Source organism: Synechococcus sp. PCC 7502 (genome assembly GCF_000317085.1).
In the GTDB taxonomy this organism is placed as follows: domain Bacteria; phylum Cyanobacteriota; class Cyanobacteriia; order Pseudanabaenales; family Pseudanabaenaceae; genus PCC-7502.
In genome coordinates this window covers 927,801-944,595 of record NC_019702.1, presented here as the reverse complement: position 1 = coordinate 944,595, position 16,795 = coordinate 927,801, and the positions used below count along the sequence as shown (strand labels likewise).

The window sequence follows — 16,795 nt, the reverse complement described above, 5'->3', positions numbered from 1 at the left end:
AATCACTAATTAAAAATTAAATCTAATTTATCTAATCTATGGCGATTCAACCGAAACTCATTATTCATGGCGGGGCAGGCAGTACAGTGGAAAGTAAAGGGGGCTTAGAAGCAGTGCGTCAGTCCTTATATGCTGTTCTCAATGCGGTTTACCCAATGCTCTTAAATGGTGAAAGTGCGATCGCTGCTGTAGTCAAAGGGTGTGAACTCTTAGAAAATGATCCTCGGTTTAATGCTGGTACTGGCTCAGTTTTACAATCCGATGGACAGATTCGTATGAGTGCTTCGATTATGGATGGCGATCGCCAAAGCTTTAGCGGAGTGATTAATACAGCTAGGGTCAAAAATCCGATTTATCTGGCACAGGCACTACAAACTTCCGATGATCGGGTGCTTTCTGATCAAGGCTCCATCGAACTAATTAGGGAATTAGGCATACCAGTTTATAATCCCCTAACCGATCAACGCTTATACGAATGGATCGAAGAACGTAAAACTAATTTTTCTCGAAAAATGGCAGATGTAGCAATGGGAACAATTGGTGTGGTGGCATTAGATCAAAACGGGAAACTCTGTGCAGGTACATCCACAGGGGGAAGAGGATTTGAGCGCATTGGCAGAGTTAGTGATTCGGCAATGCCCGCAGGTAACTATGCGACAGCAACAGCAGCAGTAAGTTGTACAGGCGTGGGGGAAGATATTATTGATGAGTGCTTGGCAGCAAAAATTGTAGTCAGAGTTACCGATGGTATGAGCTTACAAACAGCAGTGGATAAATCCTTTGCAGAGGCTGAATCCAGAAACCGAGACTTTGGGGCAATTTGCATTGATGTGAATGGGGCGATCGCTTGGGGTAAAACGACCTCAGTTTTATTTGCGGCGTTTCATGATGGGACTAAAATCGGAGATACCTTGGTTTAAAGTAAATTTGGATTAACTTTGCTAAATTGTTTACTTTTTTCTCAGGTAATTAAGGTTATCCTTACTTTGAAAATCTTACTTTACATTCAAGCAATAGTTTGTTACAATAATTTACATAAGGTTAAAACAAATTTCTAAAAAGGATTTAAGAACATGGCACAACGTACTACAGTAATCGATGATCGTGGTTTATTAAACAACTTTGCCTACGAGCCTCCTGTTTATGTAGATGAAGAATCCAGAGTTGGCTTTACCGAATTTGCTGAAAAATGGAATGGTCGCTTCGCTATGATCGGTTTTGTATTGCTGTTAGTAATTGAGTACGGTGCTGATCAAGGTTTAATTAGCTTAATTCGTTCATTGTAAGTAGTTAGATCGAAAAGTTAGGTTGAAATTGAAAAACTAGGGGGCAGATGCCTCCTTTTTTTGTGAAACTTTTGTATGGAAATTTATTGCTAAAATCTCCCCTAATTTCTTTTGATTGCTTTTGAGTTAAAACTGGCGTAAAAACCTTAAGTCACTGGTAAATAGTCGGCGAATATCATCAATTTGGTGTAGCACCATAGCAATGCGATCAGCACCAAACCCCATGGCAAAACCTGATACAACCTCTGGATCATAGCCCACGGACTTGAATACGTTTGGATCAACCATGCCGCAGCCACCAATTTCTAGCCAACGTCCATTCCACTCCACATCTACCTCTGCCGATGGCTCTGTAAACGGGAAATAGCTGGGACGAAATCTCACTGCCCGATCGCCTAGTAATTCTTCTAATAAAGTTCTAACTGTTCCTTTCAGATCACCGAAGGTTAAACCTTCTTCCACTGCCAAAAGTTCCATTTGATGAAAAATCGGGGAATGGGTAGCATCAACCTCATCCTTGCGATAGACTCGACCACCAGGGCAGACAATCCGAAACGGTGGCTCATTCGCTTCCATGTACCGCACTTGCACAGAAGAGGTTTGCGTCCGTAGGAGCTTACCATTATTTAAATAGAGCGTGTCCTGCATATCACGGGCGGGATGGTCAGCAGGCGTATTTAAAGCCTCAAAATTATAGTAATCTGTCTCGATTTCGGGGCCTTCGGCGGTGGTAAAGCCTAACCCTACTAGTATATCTAGCACTCTGTCAATGGTGCTTTGTAATGGATGAATCCTACCTTGGGGAGATCGAATCACTGCGGGCATTGTCACATCCAAGGTTTCTGATTCTAGTCGGGCAATGATTTCTGCTTGCTGAATAGCTACCCGCTTTTCCTCTAGCTGATTTTGTAAAGACTGCTTAACTTCATTGGCGATCGCTCCGATTTGGGGACGTTCTTCAGGTGAAAGCTTACCCATTCCTCCTAACAGTTGCGGTAAAACACCCTTTTTGCCTAAAAACTCTACCTTAACCTGTTCTAGTTGTTCTGCTGTTTCCACTTTTGCCACGGCAGCGGCGGCATCGGTAGATAAAGATTGGAGTTTGAGTTTTAAGTTATCTAAATCAGCAGTCATTTGAATTTTACCTATATTTTATTTAGATATTTTATCTAGGTATTTAATCTTGTCACAGCAATTCCCATTTTGAAATATCATTTTTGCAATACTTATAGAGAAATTTAGTTACTGAAATTTAGTAGAGAAATTTTAGGGTTTAAGCTACTTCAGGTATTATTTGCTGCCTTGTCAAGTAATTGCTAGGTTACATCATTTAGATCATTAGGTAGATGATTGGTAGGGCATTAGGAAAATGTTACTAGCTAGCAGATTAATTAAGATAGACTAAAGTTTGTCAACAAATTGTGCCTATAAAATCTAGGAATATAGCAATGAAACTTGCACGAAGACAGTTGTTGCAGAGTATTATCGCTGGCTTTATAGGCAGTCAAATTACTATCGATCAATATGCAGACCAAGTGGCATGGGCTGCGGACAAATATGCTCAGAACCTAGGGCAGAAAACTAGACGCAAACTGGCATTACTTGTGGGGATTAATCAGTACGATGCCAAAAATGAATGGTTACCCCTGCGCGGTTGTGTCAATGATGTAGAACTACAAAAGGAACTGTTAATCCATCGGTTTGGATTTAACCCTAAAGATATTCTGATCCTGAGCGATCGCCAAGCTACTAGGGCAAATATTATTGATGGCATTAGGTCACATTTAATTTCCCAAGCACTTCTTGGTGATGTAGTCATCGTGCATTTTAGTGGGCATGGTTCCCAAGTTCAGGCTCAACCATCTTTAGTTCCTGTGGATGGTAGTTTTGCCGCCGCCAATGAAACCGTAAATGATATTACAATCCCAAGTCTTTTACTGCTATTACGGGCGATCGCCGCAGATAAAATCACTTGTATTTTGGATGCAGGTTACAGTAGTTTAGGAAATCCCATCCTTGGTAATTTTCGGATTCGAGCAAGACCAACCCGCAAAGAATGGCAACTTAGTCCAGAGGAACTAGCTTTACAAGACGAATTTGCTGATAAATTTCCTGATATACCCAGCCCAACTAAACCAATTAAACCTATAGTCTTGCTGAAAGCGGCAACTAATGAGCAAGTCTGTGTGGATGCTAACTGGAATGGATTTAGTAGTGGCTTGTTTACCTATACTTTGACGCAGCAGCTATGGCAAATGACTTCTGGAACTTCTCTATATACGGTTTTAGGTAATGTAGTTAATACCTCCGATCATCTGGCTTTACCAGTCAAAGAATTAAATTCTGCGGAAAAAGAAGTACAAGCCAAACAACTAAAAATCTTATCTAACTATGACCTTGGCGACCTATTTAGTAAGCGTAATGATCAATCAGCAGATGCTTTTATTCAAACAGTGAGTAGCGATCGCCATACAGGAGAGGCTTGGCTAGGTGGAATTCCCCTTACGTCCTTGGAGAACTATGGTATTGGTTCCGTGTTTAGTATCATTGATGACTCTAACGCCAATGTAACTAGTTTAGTTAAGGTCAAATCCCACAATGGTCTAACCGCAAAAGTTGAGGCTATGACCCTAGGGCAAGTTTTACAACCTGATATGCTGCTGCAAGAAACGATTAGAGTTTTACCCCATAATTTCAAGTTGGTTGTGGCTTTAGATGCAGAGCTTTCAAAAATTGAGCGCATAGATGCTACCAGTGCTTTGTCGGCTTTACCATTTGTTATTGGGGTTAATGCTACTGAACAATATGCAGACTGTTTATTTGGCTATCAAGCTTCCAGTTATGGTTTATTTTCGGTAGGGCGATCGCCAATTTTGGGGTCGTTTGGGGCTGTGGGAGAATCCGTAGGTACAGCTATTCGGCGACTGCAGCCTCAGCTTGAAAGCTTTTTAGCTGCCAAACTTATTCATGCAACTACTAATCAAAACTCTTCGCTTTTAAACCTAAAGGTTAGCCTAGAAGCAACTTCGAGTAATCGTATCAAAATGGTTGCCTATCAATCTACTAATTTACGAACTACTGAATCCCAAGAGTCTGCCTTCTTTAATAAATGTCTTACTGTGGGCGATCGCCTATCTTGTAGGTTGGAAAACTTAACCGATGAACTGGTGCATATCGTCATTTTTACCTTTGATGCTAGGGGAAAAGTCATGACTCCCAGTTTTGTTACAAGCCCCTATGCCAATGATAGTAATATTCCCCCCCATCAAACCCTGATTATTCCAGAGCCAATTACCCCCTTTGAATGGACTGTTTCCGCCCCCCAAGGTTTAGTAGATGTGCAAATTATCGCCAGCCGATCGCCTTTGTCTCAGACCCTCAGCCTTTTAGATCGATTTTCCCGTCAGTCTCCCACAGGGCTTGTCAATGTGAGTGATCCTCTGTCAGTGGCAAAGGCTTTACTATCAGATTTACATAATCAAGATTCTAATTATGAAACCAGTACGGAAGATGCTTGGGTACTAGGCGTGGGTAATTGGGCAACTATTGGTTTTAGTTATCGAGTGGCATAGGTATGTCTTTCTATAATTATTCTGAAAGTTTTAGGTACTTCCTTAAACAACCTTTAGGATAAGTTAAGTATCTACAAATATAATTTCGATTAAAGTCTAAAAATTTAGCATAAAGAATTACATTCATTTAAGAGTTACAGGGCTTAAAACTATGACTACTAATCACTTGCTAGAGCTACACGAACATGGACAAAGTGTATGGATGGATAATCTAAGTCGAGACATCATCCAATCGGGACAATTAGCAGAAATGGTGCAAACCCAAGGTATTCGGGGCATTACTTCTAATCCTGCGATTTTTGAGAAAGCGATCGCTGGGAATGCTATTTATGACAGTGCTATTAGGGCGGGAATTGAAACTGGTAAATCTATTAATGATATTTATGAATCCTTAGTTTTCGAGGATATTCAGAATGCTGCGGATATTCTCAAACCAGTATTTGTAGAATCCAAGGGCGAAGATGGCTATGTCTCCATTGAAGTTTCCCCAAATCTGGCACATGATACCGCAGGTACGATCGCTGAAGCTTTGAGATTTTGGAATACCCTTAAGCGTCCCAATATTATGATTAAAATTCCTGGGACTGATGCTGGATTCGGGGCGATCGCTAAGGTAATTGCCGAAGGTATTCCTGTAAATGTGACTTTGCTATTTTCAGTTTCTGATTATGAGAAAACCGCTTGGGCATTTATTGAAGGTTTAGAAGCTCGTGTATCCGCAGGTGGAGATATCTCACAAATTGCCTCGGTTGCTAGTTTCTTTTTAAGCCGTATTGATAGCAAAATTGATGCTTTATTAGATGCCAAGATTAAAGCTACAACTGATGAATCGGAAATTTTTAAGTTATCGGCAATTAAAGGAAAAGTGGCGATCGCTAATGCCAAAATTGCCTACCAAAAATATAAGGAAATCTATGCAGGCGATCGGTGGCAAGCCCTCAAAGCCAAAGGAGCGAAAGAACAGCGTTTACTTTGGGCAAGTACCAGTACCAAAAATCCTACCTACAGTGATGTGATGTATGTGGACAATCTAGTTGGCGAAAATACCGTAAATACTATGCCTCCTGAAACCATCGCCGCCTGTATCGATCACTGCGATATTGAAGATCGGATTGAGATAGATATTGATGCTGCCTATAAAGTAATTGATCAAGTAAAAGCTGTCGGTCTCGACCTCGACCAAATTATGATGGAACTCCAAACCGAGGGTGTTGATAAGTTTGTGAAGCCCTTTGCTTCTTTGATAGCATCCTTAGAAACTAAGGTAAATCAGCTTACTGCTGCTTAAGTCTGTATAGAGCCTGTTTCATATCTCATGAGTAGCAATTCTTTTTAGCATCAAACGAATAAAGCAAAGATTGAGTTTAGCTGTAGCATTAACGAGAGTTCTCTCAAAGTTCTTAACTAAGATTTTGCATCTTTCAACCCAAGCATTTGACCTTTCAATTACCCACCTTGTCGGCACAACTACAAACCCAGACAGACCTTTTTCTGCCTTCTGTTGCTTTGATACCTTAGGAGAAATTTCAAACCTAATCTTAGTCATAATCTCAGGATATATCTTCTCTAGTTCTTGGATCAGTTTCTCGATATGATAACCACTATCCAGCAATATCGTAGTTAGCGTAATGTCATCTGGTTTCGATTTGAAGTAATCAATGTTAATCGTTAACATCTCAATCAGTCCTTGGTCATCTGATACATTTGCTCTTGTTAAATAGGTAAAGAAAGGAAATCCCAGAGTGTCAACGGCTAAATGTCTTTTGATCCCGTTAGTTGCTTTGTAGGAGCAGAAGCCCTTGGATTCTATACTTGCATTACAAGTATTTTTCACTGCTTGTGAGTCAATGATGATTAAAGTTGTCCATTTTGATTTTTTTTGACTGTTCACGGGCTGTTGAATGCAAGGTTTCCATAATCGCAGTAAATGTACCTGTATCTTTCCACTCCTTGTAGTATCGATAGACTGTAGAGAATGGTGGTAAGTCTCGGGGCATATCTCGCCAATTACAACCGTTTTTGAGTTGGTAGAGTATGCCGTCTAAAATTTGTCTTTTTGTCCAAGTTGGCGGTCTAGTTTGCTTTTTCTTTGGGAGCAATGGTTCTATAATTTCCCATTCTTTATCTGTTAGGCTACTTGAGTATGGATTTAGCATTTTCTAAGCATCATACATCTTGCTCATAATAGATATGAAACAGGCTCTATATAGCGATCGGCTATCCTTATACTAGAGAAGCGTCATACTCCAAATATCTTGAATATACGGCTGATGGTGTCGTGATTACGCTTGATGCAAGATCAGAATTTGACCCGATTATAGGTACACCGCAATCAGTAAGATTTACGGTTAAAAACTTTACAGTCACACCGCTTGATTCTCTTCCTGATAAAAACCTGCCCCCTACATGTCCTTAGTTATGGATTACAAAGAAATCGCCCAAAGAATTAGGCTTAGGAATGACTGCACTCGCACTGCAAATAGAATTAGTACGGAGGTTGCTAGTAATCCTGCTGTAGTTAGTATTTATGCGGGTAAGGATGCTGTTACGGGATTAGTAAAAACTGTCCTTGCCGATGGCTGAGAGGGTTATGCTAGGCAGATTTTTGTTAAAGATTTGGCTGTGGGTTAGGTGGTACCTGTGACACTGAGGGGACAGTAATCTGGTTTTATTGATGGATTGAGTAATTAAAATGCCGAAATTTCAATATTGATTTTTGGATCCAAAATCCAGTGCATCGCTACACACTTTTAGGACACTTTAGGACAATAAGACAGTGTAGGACATCATAGGACACCCCTACATCTAATGTTTATTTCCTGTAATTCTTACTACATCTAGTGTTTAGTTATGCCAGAACCCAGACTTGAACTGGGGACACGAGGATTTTCAGTCCTCTGCTCTACCAACTGAGCTATTCCGGCTGTTTTTGCGCTTTACGCTATTTTTGCGCTTTATAAGGTTAGCACCAAAACCTCAGATTTATCAAGATTAAATTAATTATGTAGATTTGTTTTTAAGCAATTACTAATTTTTATTGATTGCAAAAATTAATAATTCTGAAAGATAGCATTGACAAAAAATAGGGGTATGTTGAGGCAAAGACTGAAAAATGACCAAATTATTAACTTTCGTATATCAGGGCAAAAAAGTGGTAACTGAATTTAATCGAAAACTACTCCAAACCAACTTTAACAAAAAAGACTCTGAAATTGGATTTACCTTGATCGAACTTCTCGTTGTCATTATTATCATTGGTATTTTGGCTGCGATCGCCCTCCCTGCTTTTCTCAACCAAGCCAACAAAGCCCGCCAGTCCGAAGCAAAAACCTACGTTGGCGAAATCAACCGCGCTCAACAGGTGTACTATCTGGAAAAACAAGAATTTGCCCCTAACTTTCCCAGCCTCAATGTTGGCATTAATCAAAATACCCCGAACTATGCCTACGGAGTCAACCGTCTGACCTATGGTAAAGGTGTTCCTAACCAACAGGTCTATGGGTTTGGACTACCTAACGGCGGTACCAATGCTGTTCCTGGTAGTGCCACTAATCCAGATACTATAAACTTCGCTGCCCTAGGTGCGCCTATTAAAGCTTACGCTGGTGTAGTGATCGTCGCAAATCTATTTGGGGCAACTGATTCGGCTATTTTATCGGTGCTCTGCGAGCAAAATGTTGCTGGAGTTGACTACCCCTCTTCAGCTACAGATTTTAACTACACTGCCTTTGTCAATACTTCTACCACTAGCGGACCTACCTGTATAACTTCAGGTAGCACTGGTTGGTCACCTATAAATTAGCTATTCTTTATCCGTATTTTTTGATCGTCCTTCTATAAATGAAGATTTTTAAGTAAAGAATTTATCCAATGCGTTTAGGTTCAGAGCGATTTGAAAAATTTTTAGGACTAGTGATATGGAATTGAAAGAATCAGGGTAAGTTGAGAAAGCGACTGAAAAAGTTCCCCAAACTTTCAACAATCCTTAAATTATCAAATCAGGACAAAAATCATGAGATCTGAATTCAAAGCAAAACTAATTCAACACATGCTCAGCAAAAAAGACTCTGAAAAGGGTTTTACCTTAATTGAGCTTCTCGTCGTAATCATCATCATCGGTATTCTTGCTGCTATTGCACTACCTTCCTTCCTAAACCAAGCCAACAAAGCTCGTCAATCTGAAGCTAAAAACTATGTTGGTTCCATCAACCGCGCTCAACAGGCATACTACCTAGAAAAGCAACAGTTTGCCCCTAACTTGCTTAACTTAGCCGTTGGCATTCCTCAAAATACCCCTAACTATGGTTATGGAGTCAACCGTTTAACCTACGGTAAAGGCGTGACGGGTCAACAGGTATACGGATTTGGGTTACCTCTAGCTGGGACTAATGCCGTTGCTGGAAACATTACTACCACCAGCCCAGATACCATTGCATCTGCGGCTACAGGTGCACCTCTTAAAGCCTACGCTGGGGTTGTAAACGTAGTAACCCCTGACAAATCTACTGATGCATCTACTCTTTCAATCCTTTGTGAACAAAATACTGCAGGTGTAAACGCTATATCCAAAGCTACAGATTTTACCTACACTGCTTTTGCTACCACTGCTACTAATTCTGCTCCTACTTGCGTAGGTAACACTGACACCTCTACTGGTTGGTCTCCTATCAGCTAGGTTTAGTTGACTGCGATAATCTAATACTTCTGCCCACTGCGGTTATGATGACTGCGGTGGTTTTTTATATTTTTGAAACCGTAATTTTCAGTTTATTTTTTCTGGAAGAGGACTACCGATAAATCAGTGAGATGAATTGCCGTCAATACTTCATACAATAATGTAGAACAAGCAGAAATTAGCGATGATCGTAATGATGTTCTCCACAGGCTGACTATTTGTATTCGATTGACACATAAAAACCAAACGATTGCGATCAAAAACTTGTCTATGAAGAATATGGTTAAAGATCACAAACTTGCTTTTGACATAAGTGATGCTAGTTTGTCGAAATTGGTCAGACAGCTTGAATATAAGTATGATTAGTATGGTCGTAATTTCGCCAAGATTAATCCTTAGTTGTCTAGTCTTAAACTTTGTAGGCATTCTGAATCTTAGGAATCCCCAATAAATCGGGAGAGGATATCAATTAATATCTGGGGCTACAAAGCTAAATTTTGAAGTCTGGTATTATTAGTAACCTACCCTCACACACTGAGCTAATCATGACTTGGGAAGATTTAATTACAGAGTCTGATAATGACTACGCCGAACTTGTTAATCGCCTTGAACGATTTCTAGAAGATGATTTGGGTTTATCCAACAACTATCAATATCTAGGGTTAGCGTATATATTTCTCGAGCAGCAAGAACATGCACTGGATACATGGGCTTGTGGATTAAAAGAAGCATCCGATCCCGTACAATTTACCAAAGATTTACAAACAATCCTTAATGATGAAGCTGATCGCCAAGAGCAAATCAAGGAATATCAAGTCGCTTTAAATATTCGTAAAGCTTTCCGTCAACTTTTTCCCGAAGATCTTAATAATGTCGTACAGTCATTTTATTTGTACCTACCCCTGAGGCTGGTAAGTACCGAAACCTATGCAGAGTTAAACCTAGAATCTGTTATTGAAGGCAGTATGGACAGGATTAACTCCGATCCTACAGCCAAGAATTTATTATTGCAGTTATATCAAAATATTCTATGCTCAGTTTTAGCTGAAGATTTAAAATTTGAATTTATTAGTTGGTCTTTTCCACAGATTCGGGAAAAAGAAGCGTTTGTTAATGTAATTATCGGTTATATAAACCGATTTCGTCAGGATTTGGCATTAACACTACTAGATATACTCCAAACGGGCTGTCTCGAAATTTTGGGTATATTTACCACTCGGGTTGAAATCTTATTAAAAATTAACTCTCATCAAATGGCTATTCGGGAGGCAAAGGAATTTCTGGTAAAAAATCAAGCAAGCTTAAATAATCATGTTGTTGCCAACCATTTATTACTGGGTGCGCTTCTAAGATCTGGTGGTAAGTGGCAGGATGCAGAACGAGTATTTGAAGATCATAAAAAGTTAATTGCTAAGGTTATTAAAGAAGCTTCTAGAGATATCCCCGAAGTACCATTATCCTTTATTATGCTTTCAGCCTTTTTTGCTCCTTACTTTAGTGATACTCCCCGCCCTACTCGATCTTGGCAAAACCAGATTTCTCAGCTATTTCAGGCTAACATACAGGTACTTAAATCAGAACTTACCCAATTGTTTCAAGCAAGGCAACTAGAACGGCGTTTGGCTAAAAACTCAATAATTGGTCACCGCAAACTTAAAATTGGTTTTCTATCTACAACTCTACGCCTGCACTCGGTAGGATGGCTGGCAAGGTATTTGATTCAGTATTTAGATCGGGAGCAGTTTGAGATCTATGGCTATTTCCCTGAATACTACGAAGGTAGAGACTTTTTACAGGAATGGTATGTGGGCATGATGCACAAAGTATTTAGAAATCATGTTGAGTATTGGGGCAATCATTTTCGGGTTGCGGAAGAAATCAATCGCGATGAGATCGACATTTTGATCGACCTAGAAAGTACTACATCAGGTTTATGTACCATGTTAGTGGCATTGAAGCCTGCTCCAATTCAGGTAACTTGGTTGGGTTGGGATGCTTCGGGCATACCAGCAATTGATTACTACATTGCCGACTCATTTGTTTTACCAGATAATGCTCAAGAGTATTACACTGAAAAAATCTGGAGATTGCCCCATTGTTATTTAGCCGTGGATGGCTTTGAAGCCAGCTCCCCCACCCTAACGCGAGAACAGTTAGAAGTTCCCGCTAATGGGATTATTTATTTTAGTTCCCAAAAAAGTGATAAGCGGCATCCCGAAACTGTGCGCTTGCAAATGCAAATCTTGAAGCAGGTTCCCAACAGCTACTTTTTAATAAAGGGATTATCAGATCAAAATTCTATTAAAGATTTCTTCTATGAAATGGCTGAATTAGAGGGTGTAAACCGTGACCAGTTGAGATTTTTACCATATTCGAGGGAGGAAAACGAACATAGAGGTAATCTGCCCATTGCTGATGTGGTACTAGATACTTATCCCTACAATGGCGCAACTACAACTATGGAGGTACTGTGGTCAGGTATCCCCCTCGTGACTAGGGTGGGAGAGCAGTTTGCGGCAAGGAATAGTTATACTATGATGATGAATGCGGGAATTTCAGAAGGGATTGCTTGGACTCCTGAAGAATATGTAGCGTGGGGAGTAAGGTTTGGCTTAGAGGAAGATTTGCGCCGTGATGTAGCTTGGAAACTCAAGCAGTCTCGTAAAACTTCACCTCTATGGAATGCAAGACAGTTTACTAGGGAATTTGAAACAGCACTTAAGGAAATGTGGGAAATTCATAATGGATAAGGCGGTTGATCTTTTTTATATCAATAAATTTGCAGACGCAGCAGAATTATTTCAAGAAGTTATAGATTTAGAGCCTGAAACTAAAATCTCATACTGGTATCTAGGTTTATGCTATTTACTTCAAGGTGAGCCTGATGAGGCGCAGATGACCTGGTGGCTAACCATTGATGAGAGTTATCCCAGTACCAAGGAGCTAACAGGATTTTTGGGTAATGTGGCTAGGGAGTTTGGACTGAGGCTGAATAGGCTAGATATTGCTACGGATATACTTCGGGTGGCAGTGGATTTAGAGCCAGAAAGTTTAGATTTATTGAGAGATTTATCTCGATTTTTGCTGTTTGATTCTAAACATAGTGAATGTATTGCTACGGCTGAAGTCTATAGTCAGCTATCTGATAACTTGGCTGATCAAATTTTTGCTAATTTTCTGATTCAAAATGCCTTACTTAAAGATGGTAATGATTGGACAAGAATTTTTGAGGTTGGGCATTTGCAAATAGATTTTATTCAAAACTTGGTAAAAACTCATTCTAAGATATTGCCTAACTCTCTAGTGAATAGATTATATAGTTCGACTTTTTTTCTATCCTATGTTCGAGATGAACCATTAAAAAATCGTACTATCCAAAATCAGCTATCACAATTTTGTGCGGAAACCCTGACAAGGGAGTTAGAGAGTTATGTCCACACCAAATCAACAACCCTAGAGGATAGACCTTTAAAAATTGGGTATCTTTCCCATTGTTTGCGGAGCCATTCTGTGGGTTGGTTGGCGCGGTGGATATTTCAGCATCACGATCGTGAACAGTTTAAGATATATGGCTACTTTGTGGCAGATAAGCCAGACATTGATGCGATCAGAGATAAGATAGCTTCCCACTGTGATCAAGTTTATCAAATGGGATTTGAAGCCGAGGTGATCGCCAAACAAATTAATGATGACGACATTGATATATTGGTTGACCTTGATAGCAATACTTTAGATTTAAGCTGTCAAGTCATGGCACTCAAACCCGCACCCATTCAAGTTACTTGGTTGGGCATGGATGCTTCAGGGGTTCCAAGTATTGATTACTTTATTGCTGACCCTTACGTGCTACCAGATCATGCGCAGGATTACTATGCCGAGAAAATCTGGCGACTGCCTAATACTTACATAGCTGTGGATGGCTTTGAGGTATTATTCCCCACGATTCACCGCAGTCTACTCGATATTCCCGAAGGTGCCATAGTTTATTTTACTTCCCAGAGTGGGTATAAACGACATCCCGACACCATAAAACTGCAATTGCAAATTATTAAGGCAGTTCCCCATAGTTTTTTAATCATAAAAGGTACAGCAAATCAAGAAACACTAAAAACTCTTTTTTACGAAATTGGTGAGGAGGTTGGACTTGATAGAGATCGCCTGAGATTTTTACCTATGACCAAGGGAGTACTCGAACATCGGGCAAATTTAGATATAGCTGATGTGGTGCTAGATACTTATCCCTATAATGGTGCAACTACAACTATGGAAACATTATGGATGTGTATCCCGATGGTCACAAAAGTAGGTCAGCAATTCGCAGCTCGCAATAGCTACACGATGATGATGAATGCTGGAATTACGGAAGGAATTGCCTGGACGGATAAGGAGTATGTAGAGTGGGGAATTAGGCTGGGTAGGGATGAGAATCTACGTAAACAAGTATTTTGGAAGCTAAAGGAATCTCGCAAGAGCTCCCCACTTTGGGATGCTAAGCAGTTTACTAAAGATATGGAAAATGCGTATCAGCAAATGTGGAAGATTTACTGCCATTCCTAGATGCGCTCCTGAGGTTCTAGGATAAGATAGTCAAGATTCTCAATTAATTTAATAATATCTCTTATTAAATTAAAAGCTGTTTCGGGTTCAGTAGCCTCTAAGGTCAAAGGATCTATGGGTCTAATTTGCATCCATCTTACTACTAAATAATCGATGGTTTGGGGTGCTTCTAATAGAGGTAATAGGCTGCTAACAATTGAACTATCTAGGGTTACTACTTGTTTGTGAGTAGAAAAAAGTTGATTTAGATAAAGAGGTTTACATTCCCTGATGCATGTACCCAAAATCTGTTTAAAATTCTCGGTCAGTAGCTGAGGATGCAGATAGACCTTAACGCAATGCCAGTCATTATCAGTCCAATTAGTAAAGGGAATAAAACTAGATGAGGGTTGGGGATGTCCGCACCAAAAATCTAAAAGCCTGTGAATTGGATTCAAAATTTCGTATAGTTGAAGTCGAGCCTCTATACTCATATCTTCTAGCCCCATTGCTAAAACAACTGGTAAATTATTTGCATCTTTAAATAGATCTCTAAAGTCCCATTCTCGCCAGTTCACCATACTGATAAACTCTAAGTTGGACGCTCTTAAAAATGAGAACATATCAGCAATAGTGTAGCCTTTATCCCCTTGGAATAAATGATTCATCAGAATTCCCTCTTTATTCTCAAGGGAATAGTTTAAGTTCTTCCATGTCTGAATTTTAAGTAATACATCGTCTTTTAAAGCCTCCATTGTGTCTACCACAATTTCTATTTCCATTTCTTCTGGATTGCTATCAAGTAAACCCATCATGGAGAATAAGCTTTGTGCCCTAAAAAAATTAGATCGCTGATAGGAACTGTGCAAGTTAGTACGAAGGATTCCATCCAATTTCAGTACTGATCGCATTGCTTTCAGTGCTTCTACAGGATTGGGGAAAAGATATAATAATTCATCACAATTAATGTAATCAAATTGATAGCCCAAACTAGATATATCTTCTAAAGATAAAACGTAAAATTCAGTATTATCAAAACCATGATGTTTTAATCTTTGCTCTGCTAATTTAACGGACTCTGAGGATATATCTACTCCGACTATCTTTGCCCCGGGGTTAGCTTCAGCTAAGATGAGTGACCTATAACCAGAACCACAACCAGCATCTAATATAACTTTTCCTTTAGTATCTATAACCCTTTGATCTCTTAGATAAAAAGAGGTAACTAAGTTATGAATATATAACGCAATAGGATTGTCTTTAGGAGATTTATCTAAGGGAATGCGAGGGTAGGGACTACTATCAAATTGTTGGCGAATTTTCTCTAATAAATCCGATTGGCTGCTGGACATTTTATGAATCACCACAAATAAGGCTAAAATAAATTGCTTACATCCTATCAAATAAATATTCAGCCTTGCAGTATATTTTGATCAGTTGCCCCACAGCTAAAACCATTACAGGGATACACCCTGTGTCCCTTTCCTTGTAGTGAATTTGATCTAAAAGTGCTATAAGAACAATAAATCTACTTAGAGCAATTTAGATAAAATTATCCCATGCTAGATAAACTGCGGGTGGCATTAGTCCATGAATGGTTGGTGGATTATTCTGGTTCGGAACGGGTAATAGAGCAGATTTTACGGATATTTCCCCAAGCAGATGTGTTTGCTGTAGTAGAATTTTTGCCAAAGGAATTAAAAGGATTCATTCAAGACAAATCTGTTCAGACTACCTTTATTCAGAAACTACCCTTTACGAAAACTAAATATCGTTTCTATCTGCCCTTAATGCCGATCGCCATTGAGCAGTTGGATGTATCTAGTTATGATTTAGTTTTATCTAGTTCCCATGCGGTGGCTAAGGGCGTTTTAACCAGTCCGAATCAATTGCATATTTCCTATGTGCATTCACCAATTCGCTATGCTTGGGATTTGCAGCATCAGTACTTACGAGAGGCAAATTTAGAAAAGGGCTTAAAAAGCTGGCTGGCTCGCTGGTTTTTACATCAGATCAGGCTGTGGGATGTACGCACTGCTAATGGTGTTGATGGATTTATTGCTAACTCAAAGTTTATTGCCCGCAGAATTTATAAGGTTTATCGGCGGGAAGCACATGTGATTTATCCCCCTGTAAATGTGGAGGATTTTCAAATTGGGGTATTACCCAAGGAAGATTTTTACTTAACAGCAGCCAGATTTGTGCCTTATAAACGGGTGGATTTGATTGTAGAGGCATTTGCCCAAATGCCAGACAAAAACCTAATTGTGATTGGAGATGGAGCGGGTTTAGCAAAAATTCAGGCTCTAGCCAGTAATTGTCCGAATATTACTTTGATTGGTTATCAGCCACCGCAGGTATTACGAGATTATATGCAGCGATCTCGCGCCTTTGTATTTGCTGCTGAAGAGGATTTTGGTATTACCGTAGTTGAAGCTCAAGCCTGTGGGACACCTGTGATTGCCTTTGGTCGGGGCGGAGCTTTAGAAACGATTCAAGGTTTGCATACTGATCAGCCCACGGGGGTATTTTTTCATGAGCAGTCGGTGGCAAGCTTAAAAATAGCAGTTAGGGAATTTAGCCAAAATAGTGATCGCATTACATCTGAAAATTGCCGAAACAATGCCCTCAGATTTTCTCCTGAAAGATTTAGACAGGAATTTAAGGTTTATGTGCAAGAGCAATGGGAATTATTTACCCAGACATTAAGTTAACTAAACTTGCTA

General features: G+C 39.7%; 14 protein-coding genes and 1 tRNA gene. 10 read left to right on the top strand and 5 right to left on the bottom strand.

Annotated elements, in window-relative coordinates:
- Positions 1-44: 44 nt before the first annotated feature.
- Complete coding sequence (locus SYN7502_RS04635) at positions 45-920, top strand: isoaspartyl peptidase/L-asparaginase (RefSeq protein WP_210391365.1); 876 nt, start codon at positions 45-47, stop codon at positions 918-920.
- 153 nt (positions 921-1,073) lie between these two features.
- Positions 1,074-1,286, top strand: a complete 213-nt coding sequence (locus tag SYN7502_RS04630) for a hypothetical protein (protein WP_015167717.1) — start codon at positions 1,074-1,076, stop codon at positions 1,284-1,286.
- Between the two features lie 126 nt (positions 1,287-1,412).
- On the opposite strand, the gene pheS is transcribed toward SYN7502_RS04630, so the two are convergent.
- Positions 1,413-2,420 carry a phenylalanine--tRNA ligase subunit alpha gene (pheS, locus tag SYN7502_RS04625; RefSeq protein ID WP_015167716.1) on the bottom strand — a complete coding sequence of 336 codons (1,008 nt, stop codon included), beginning with the start codon at positions 2,418-2,420 and terminating at the stop codon, positions 1,413-1,415.
- A 314-nt stretch (positions 2,421-2,734) separates the two neighbouring features.
- On the opposite strand from pheS, the gene SYN7502_RS04620 reads away from it, so the two are divergent.
- Together SYN7502_RS04620 and tal are read left to right on the top strand one after the other, a co-directional pair.
- On the top strand, positions 2,735-4,858 hold the full coding sequence (locus SYN7502_RS04620; RefSeq protein WP_015167715.1) for a caspase family protein: 2,124 nt from the start codon (positions 2,735-2,737) through the stop codon (positions 4,856-4,858).
- 151 nt (positions 4,859-5,009) lie between these two features.
- Complete coding sequence (gene tal, locus SYN7502_RS04615; protein WP_015167714.1) at positions 5,010-6,146, top strand: transaldolase; 1,137 nt, start codon at positions 5,010-5,012, stop codon at positions 6,144-6,146.
- An 18-nt stretch (positions 6,147-6,164) separates the two neighbouring features.
- Here the strand turns inward: tal and SYN7502_RS04610 are convergent, their stop codons facing one another.
- Together SYN7502_RS04610 and SYN7502_RS04605 are read right to left on the bottom strand one after the other, a co-directional pair.
- Entirely contained in the window at positions 6,165-6,749 is a 585-nt protein-coding gene (locus tag SYN7502_RS04610; RefSeq protein ID WP_371257757.1) for a transposase, read from the bottom strand.
- Complete coding sequence (locus SYN7502_RS04605; RefSeq protein WP_041429164.1) at positions 6,703-7,014, bottom strand: transposase; 312 nt, start codon at positions 7,012-7,014, stop codon at positions 6,703-6,705. Before SYN7502_RS04605 ends, SYN7502_RS04610 begins: the two co-directional genes overlap by 47 nt.
- A gap of 262 nt (positions 7,015-7,276) precedes the next feature.
- Between SYN7502_RS04605 and SYN7502_RS20100 the strand changes: the two genes are divergently transcribed.
- Positions 7,277-7,441 carry a hypothetical protein gene (locus SYN7502_RS20100; protein WP_168130308.1) on the top strand — a complete coding sequence of 55 codons (165 nt, stop codon included), beginning with the start codon at positions 7,277-7,279 and terminating at the stop codon, positions 7,439-7,441.
- Between the two features lie 268 nt (positions 7,442-7,709).
- Here SYN7502_RS20100 and SYN7502_RS04600 read toward each other — a convergent pair.
- Positions 7,710-7,782: transfer RNA gene (locus SYN7502_RS04600), tRNA-Phe, on the bottom strand.
- Between the two features lie 188 nt (positions 7,783-7,970).
- Here SYN7502_RS04600 and SYN7502_RS04595 point away from each other — a divergent pair.
- The 4 genes from SYN7502_RS04595 (at position 7,971) to SYN7502_RS04580 (ending at position 14,090) form a co-directional block, all read left to right on the top strand.
- Positions 7,971-8,660, top strand: coding sequence for a type IV pilin-like G/H family protein (locus SYN7502_RS04595; RefSeq protein ID WP_015167712.1), 690 nt, complete (start codon positions 7,971-7,973; stop codon positions 8,658-8,660).
- A gap of 246 nt (positions 8,661-8,906) precedes the next feature.
- The gene (locus SYN7502_RS04590) at positions 8,907-9,533 is read left to right on the top strand and encodes a type IV pilin-like G/H family protein (RefSeq protein WP_305808198.1); all 627 of its coding nucleotides are present in this window, start codon (positions 8,907-8,909) and stop codon (positions 9,531-9,533) included.
- Positions 9,534-10,078: 545 nt separating this feature from the next.
- Complete coding sequence (locus SYN7502_RS04585; RefSeq protein WP_015167710.1) at positions 10,079-12,283, top strand: O-linked N-acetylglucosamine transferase, SPINDLY family protein; 2,205 nt, start codon at positions 10,079-10,081, stop codon at positions 12,281-12,283.
- On the top strand, positions 12,276-14,090 hold the full coding sequence (locus tag SYN7502_RS04580) for an O-linked N-acetylglucosamine transferase, SPINDLY family protein (protein ID WP_015167709.1): 1,815 nt from the start codon (positions 12,276-12,278) through the stop codon (positions 14,088-14,090). The genes SYN7502_RS04585 and SYN7502_RS04580 overlap by 8 nt, the downstream gene beginning before the upstream one ends.
- Here the strand turns inward: SYN7502_RS04580 and SYN7502_RS04575 are convergent.
- Positions 14,087-15,421, bottom strand: coding sequence for a class I SAM-dependent methyltransferase (locus SYN7502_RS04575; protein ID WP_015167708.1), 1,335 nt, complete (start codon positions 15,419-15,421; stop codon positions 14,087-14,089). The two genes, SYN7502_RS04580 and SYN7502_RS04575, sit on opposite strands and share 4 nt — an antisense overlap.
- 207 nt (positions 15,422-15,628) lie before the next feature.
- Here SYN7502_RS04575 and SYN7502_RS04570 point away from each other — a divergent pair, with 207 nt between their 5' ends.
- Positions 15,629-16,783 carry a glycosyltransferase family 4 protein gene (locus SYN7502_RS04570; protein ID WP_015167707.1) on the top strand — a complete coding sequence of 385 codons (1,155 nt, stop codon included), beginning with the start codon at positions 15,629-15,631 and terminating at the stop codon, positions 16,781-16,783.
- Positions 16,784-16,795 lie beyond the last annotated feature (12 nt).

Excerpts from the sequence above, each read along its gene's own strand:
- SYN7502_RS04630 (WP_015167717.1), top strand. The coding sequence starts at position 1,074 with ATGGCACAACGTACTACAGTAATCGATGATCGTGGTTTATTAAACAAC.
- pheS (WP_015167716.1), bottom strand. The coding sequence starts at position 2,420 with ATGACTGCTGATTTAGATAACTTAAAACTCAAACTCCAATCTTTATCT.
- SYN7502_RS04620 (WP_015167715.1), top strand. The coding sequence starts at position 2,735 with ATGAAACTTGCACGAAGACAGTTGTTGCAGAGTATTATCGCTGGCTTT.
- tal (WP_015167714.1), top strand. The coding sequence starts at position 5,010 with ATGACTACTAATCACTTGCTAGAGCTACACGAACATGGACAAAGTGTA.
- SYN7502_RS04605 (WP_041429164.1), bottom strand. The coding sequence starts at position 7,014 with ATGCTAAATCCATACTCAAGTAGCCTAACAGATAAAGAATGGGAAATT.
- SYN7502_RS20100 (WP_168130308.1), top strand. The coding sequence starts at position 7,277 with ATGGATTACAAAGAAATCGCCCAAAGAATTAGGCTTAGGAATGACTGC.
- SYN7502_RS04595 (WP_015167712.1), top strand. The coding sequence starts at position 7,971 with ATGACCAAATTATTAACTTTCGTATATCAGGGCAAAAAAGTGGTAACT.
- SYN7502_RS04590 (WP_305808198.1), top strand. The coding sequence starts at position 8,907 with ATGCTCAGCAAAAAAGACTCTGAAAAGGGTTTTACCTTAATTGAGCTT.
- SYN7502_RS04585 (WP_015167710.1), top strand. The coding sequence starts at position 10,079 with ATGACTTGGGAAGATTTAATTACAGAGTCTGATAATGACTACGCCGAA.
- SYN7502_RS04580 (WP_015167709.1), top strand. The coding sequence starts at position 12,276 with ATGGATAAGGCGGTTGATCTTTTTTATATCAATAAATTTGCAGACGCA.
- SYN7502_RS04575 (WP_015167708.1), bottom strand. The coding sequence starts at position 15,421 with ATGTCCAGCAGCCAATCGGATTTATTAGAGAAAATTCGCCAACAATTT.
- SYN7502_RS04570 (WP_015167707.1), top strand. The coding sequence starts at position 15,629 with ATGCTAGATAAACTGCGGGTGGCATTAGTCCATGAATGGTTGGTGGAT.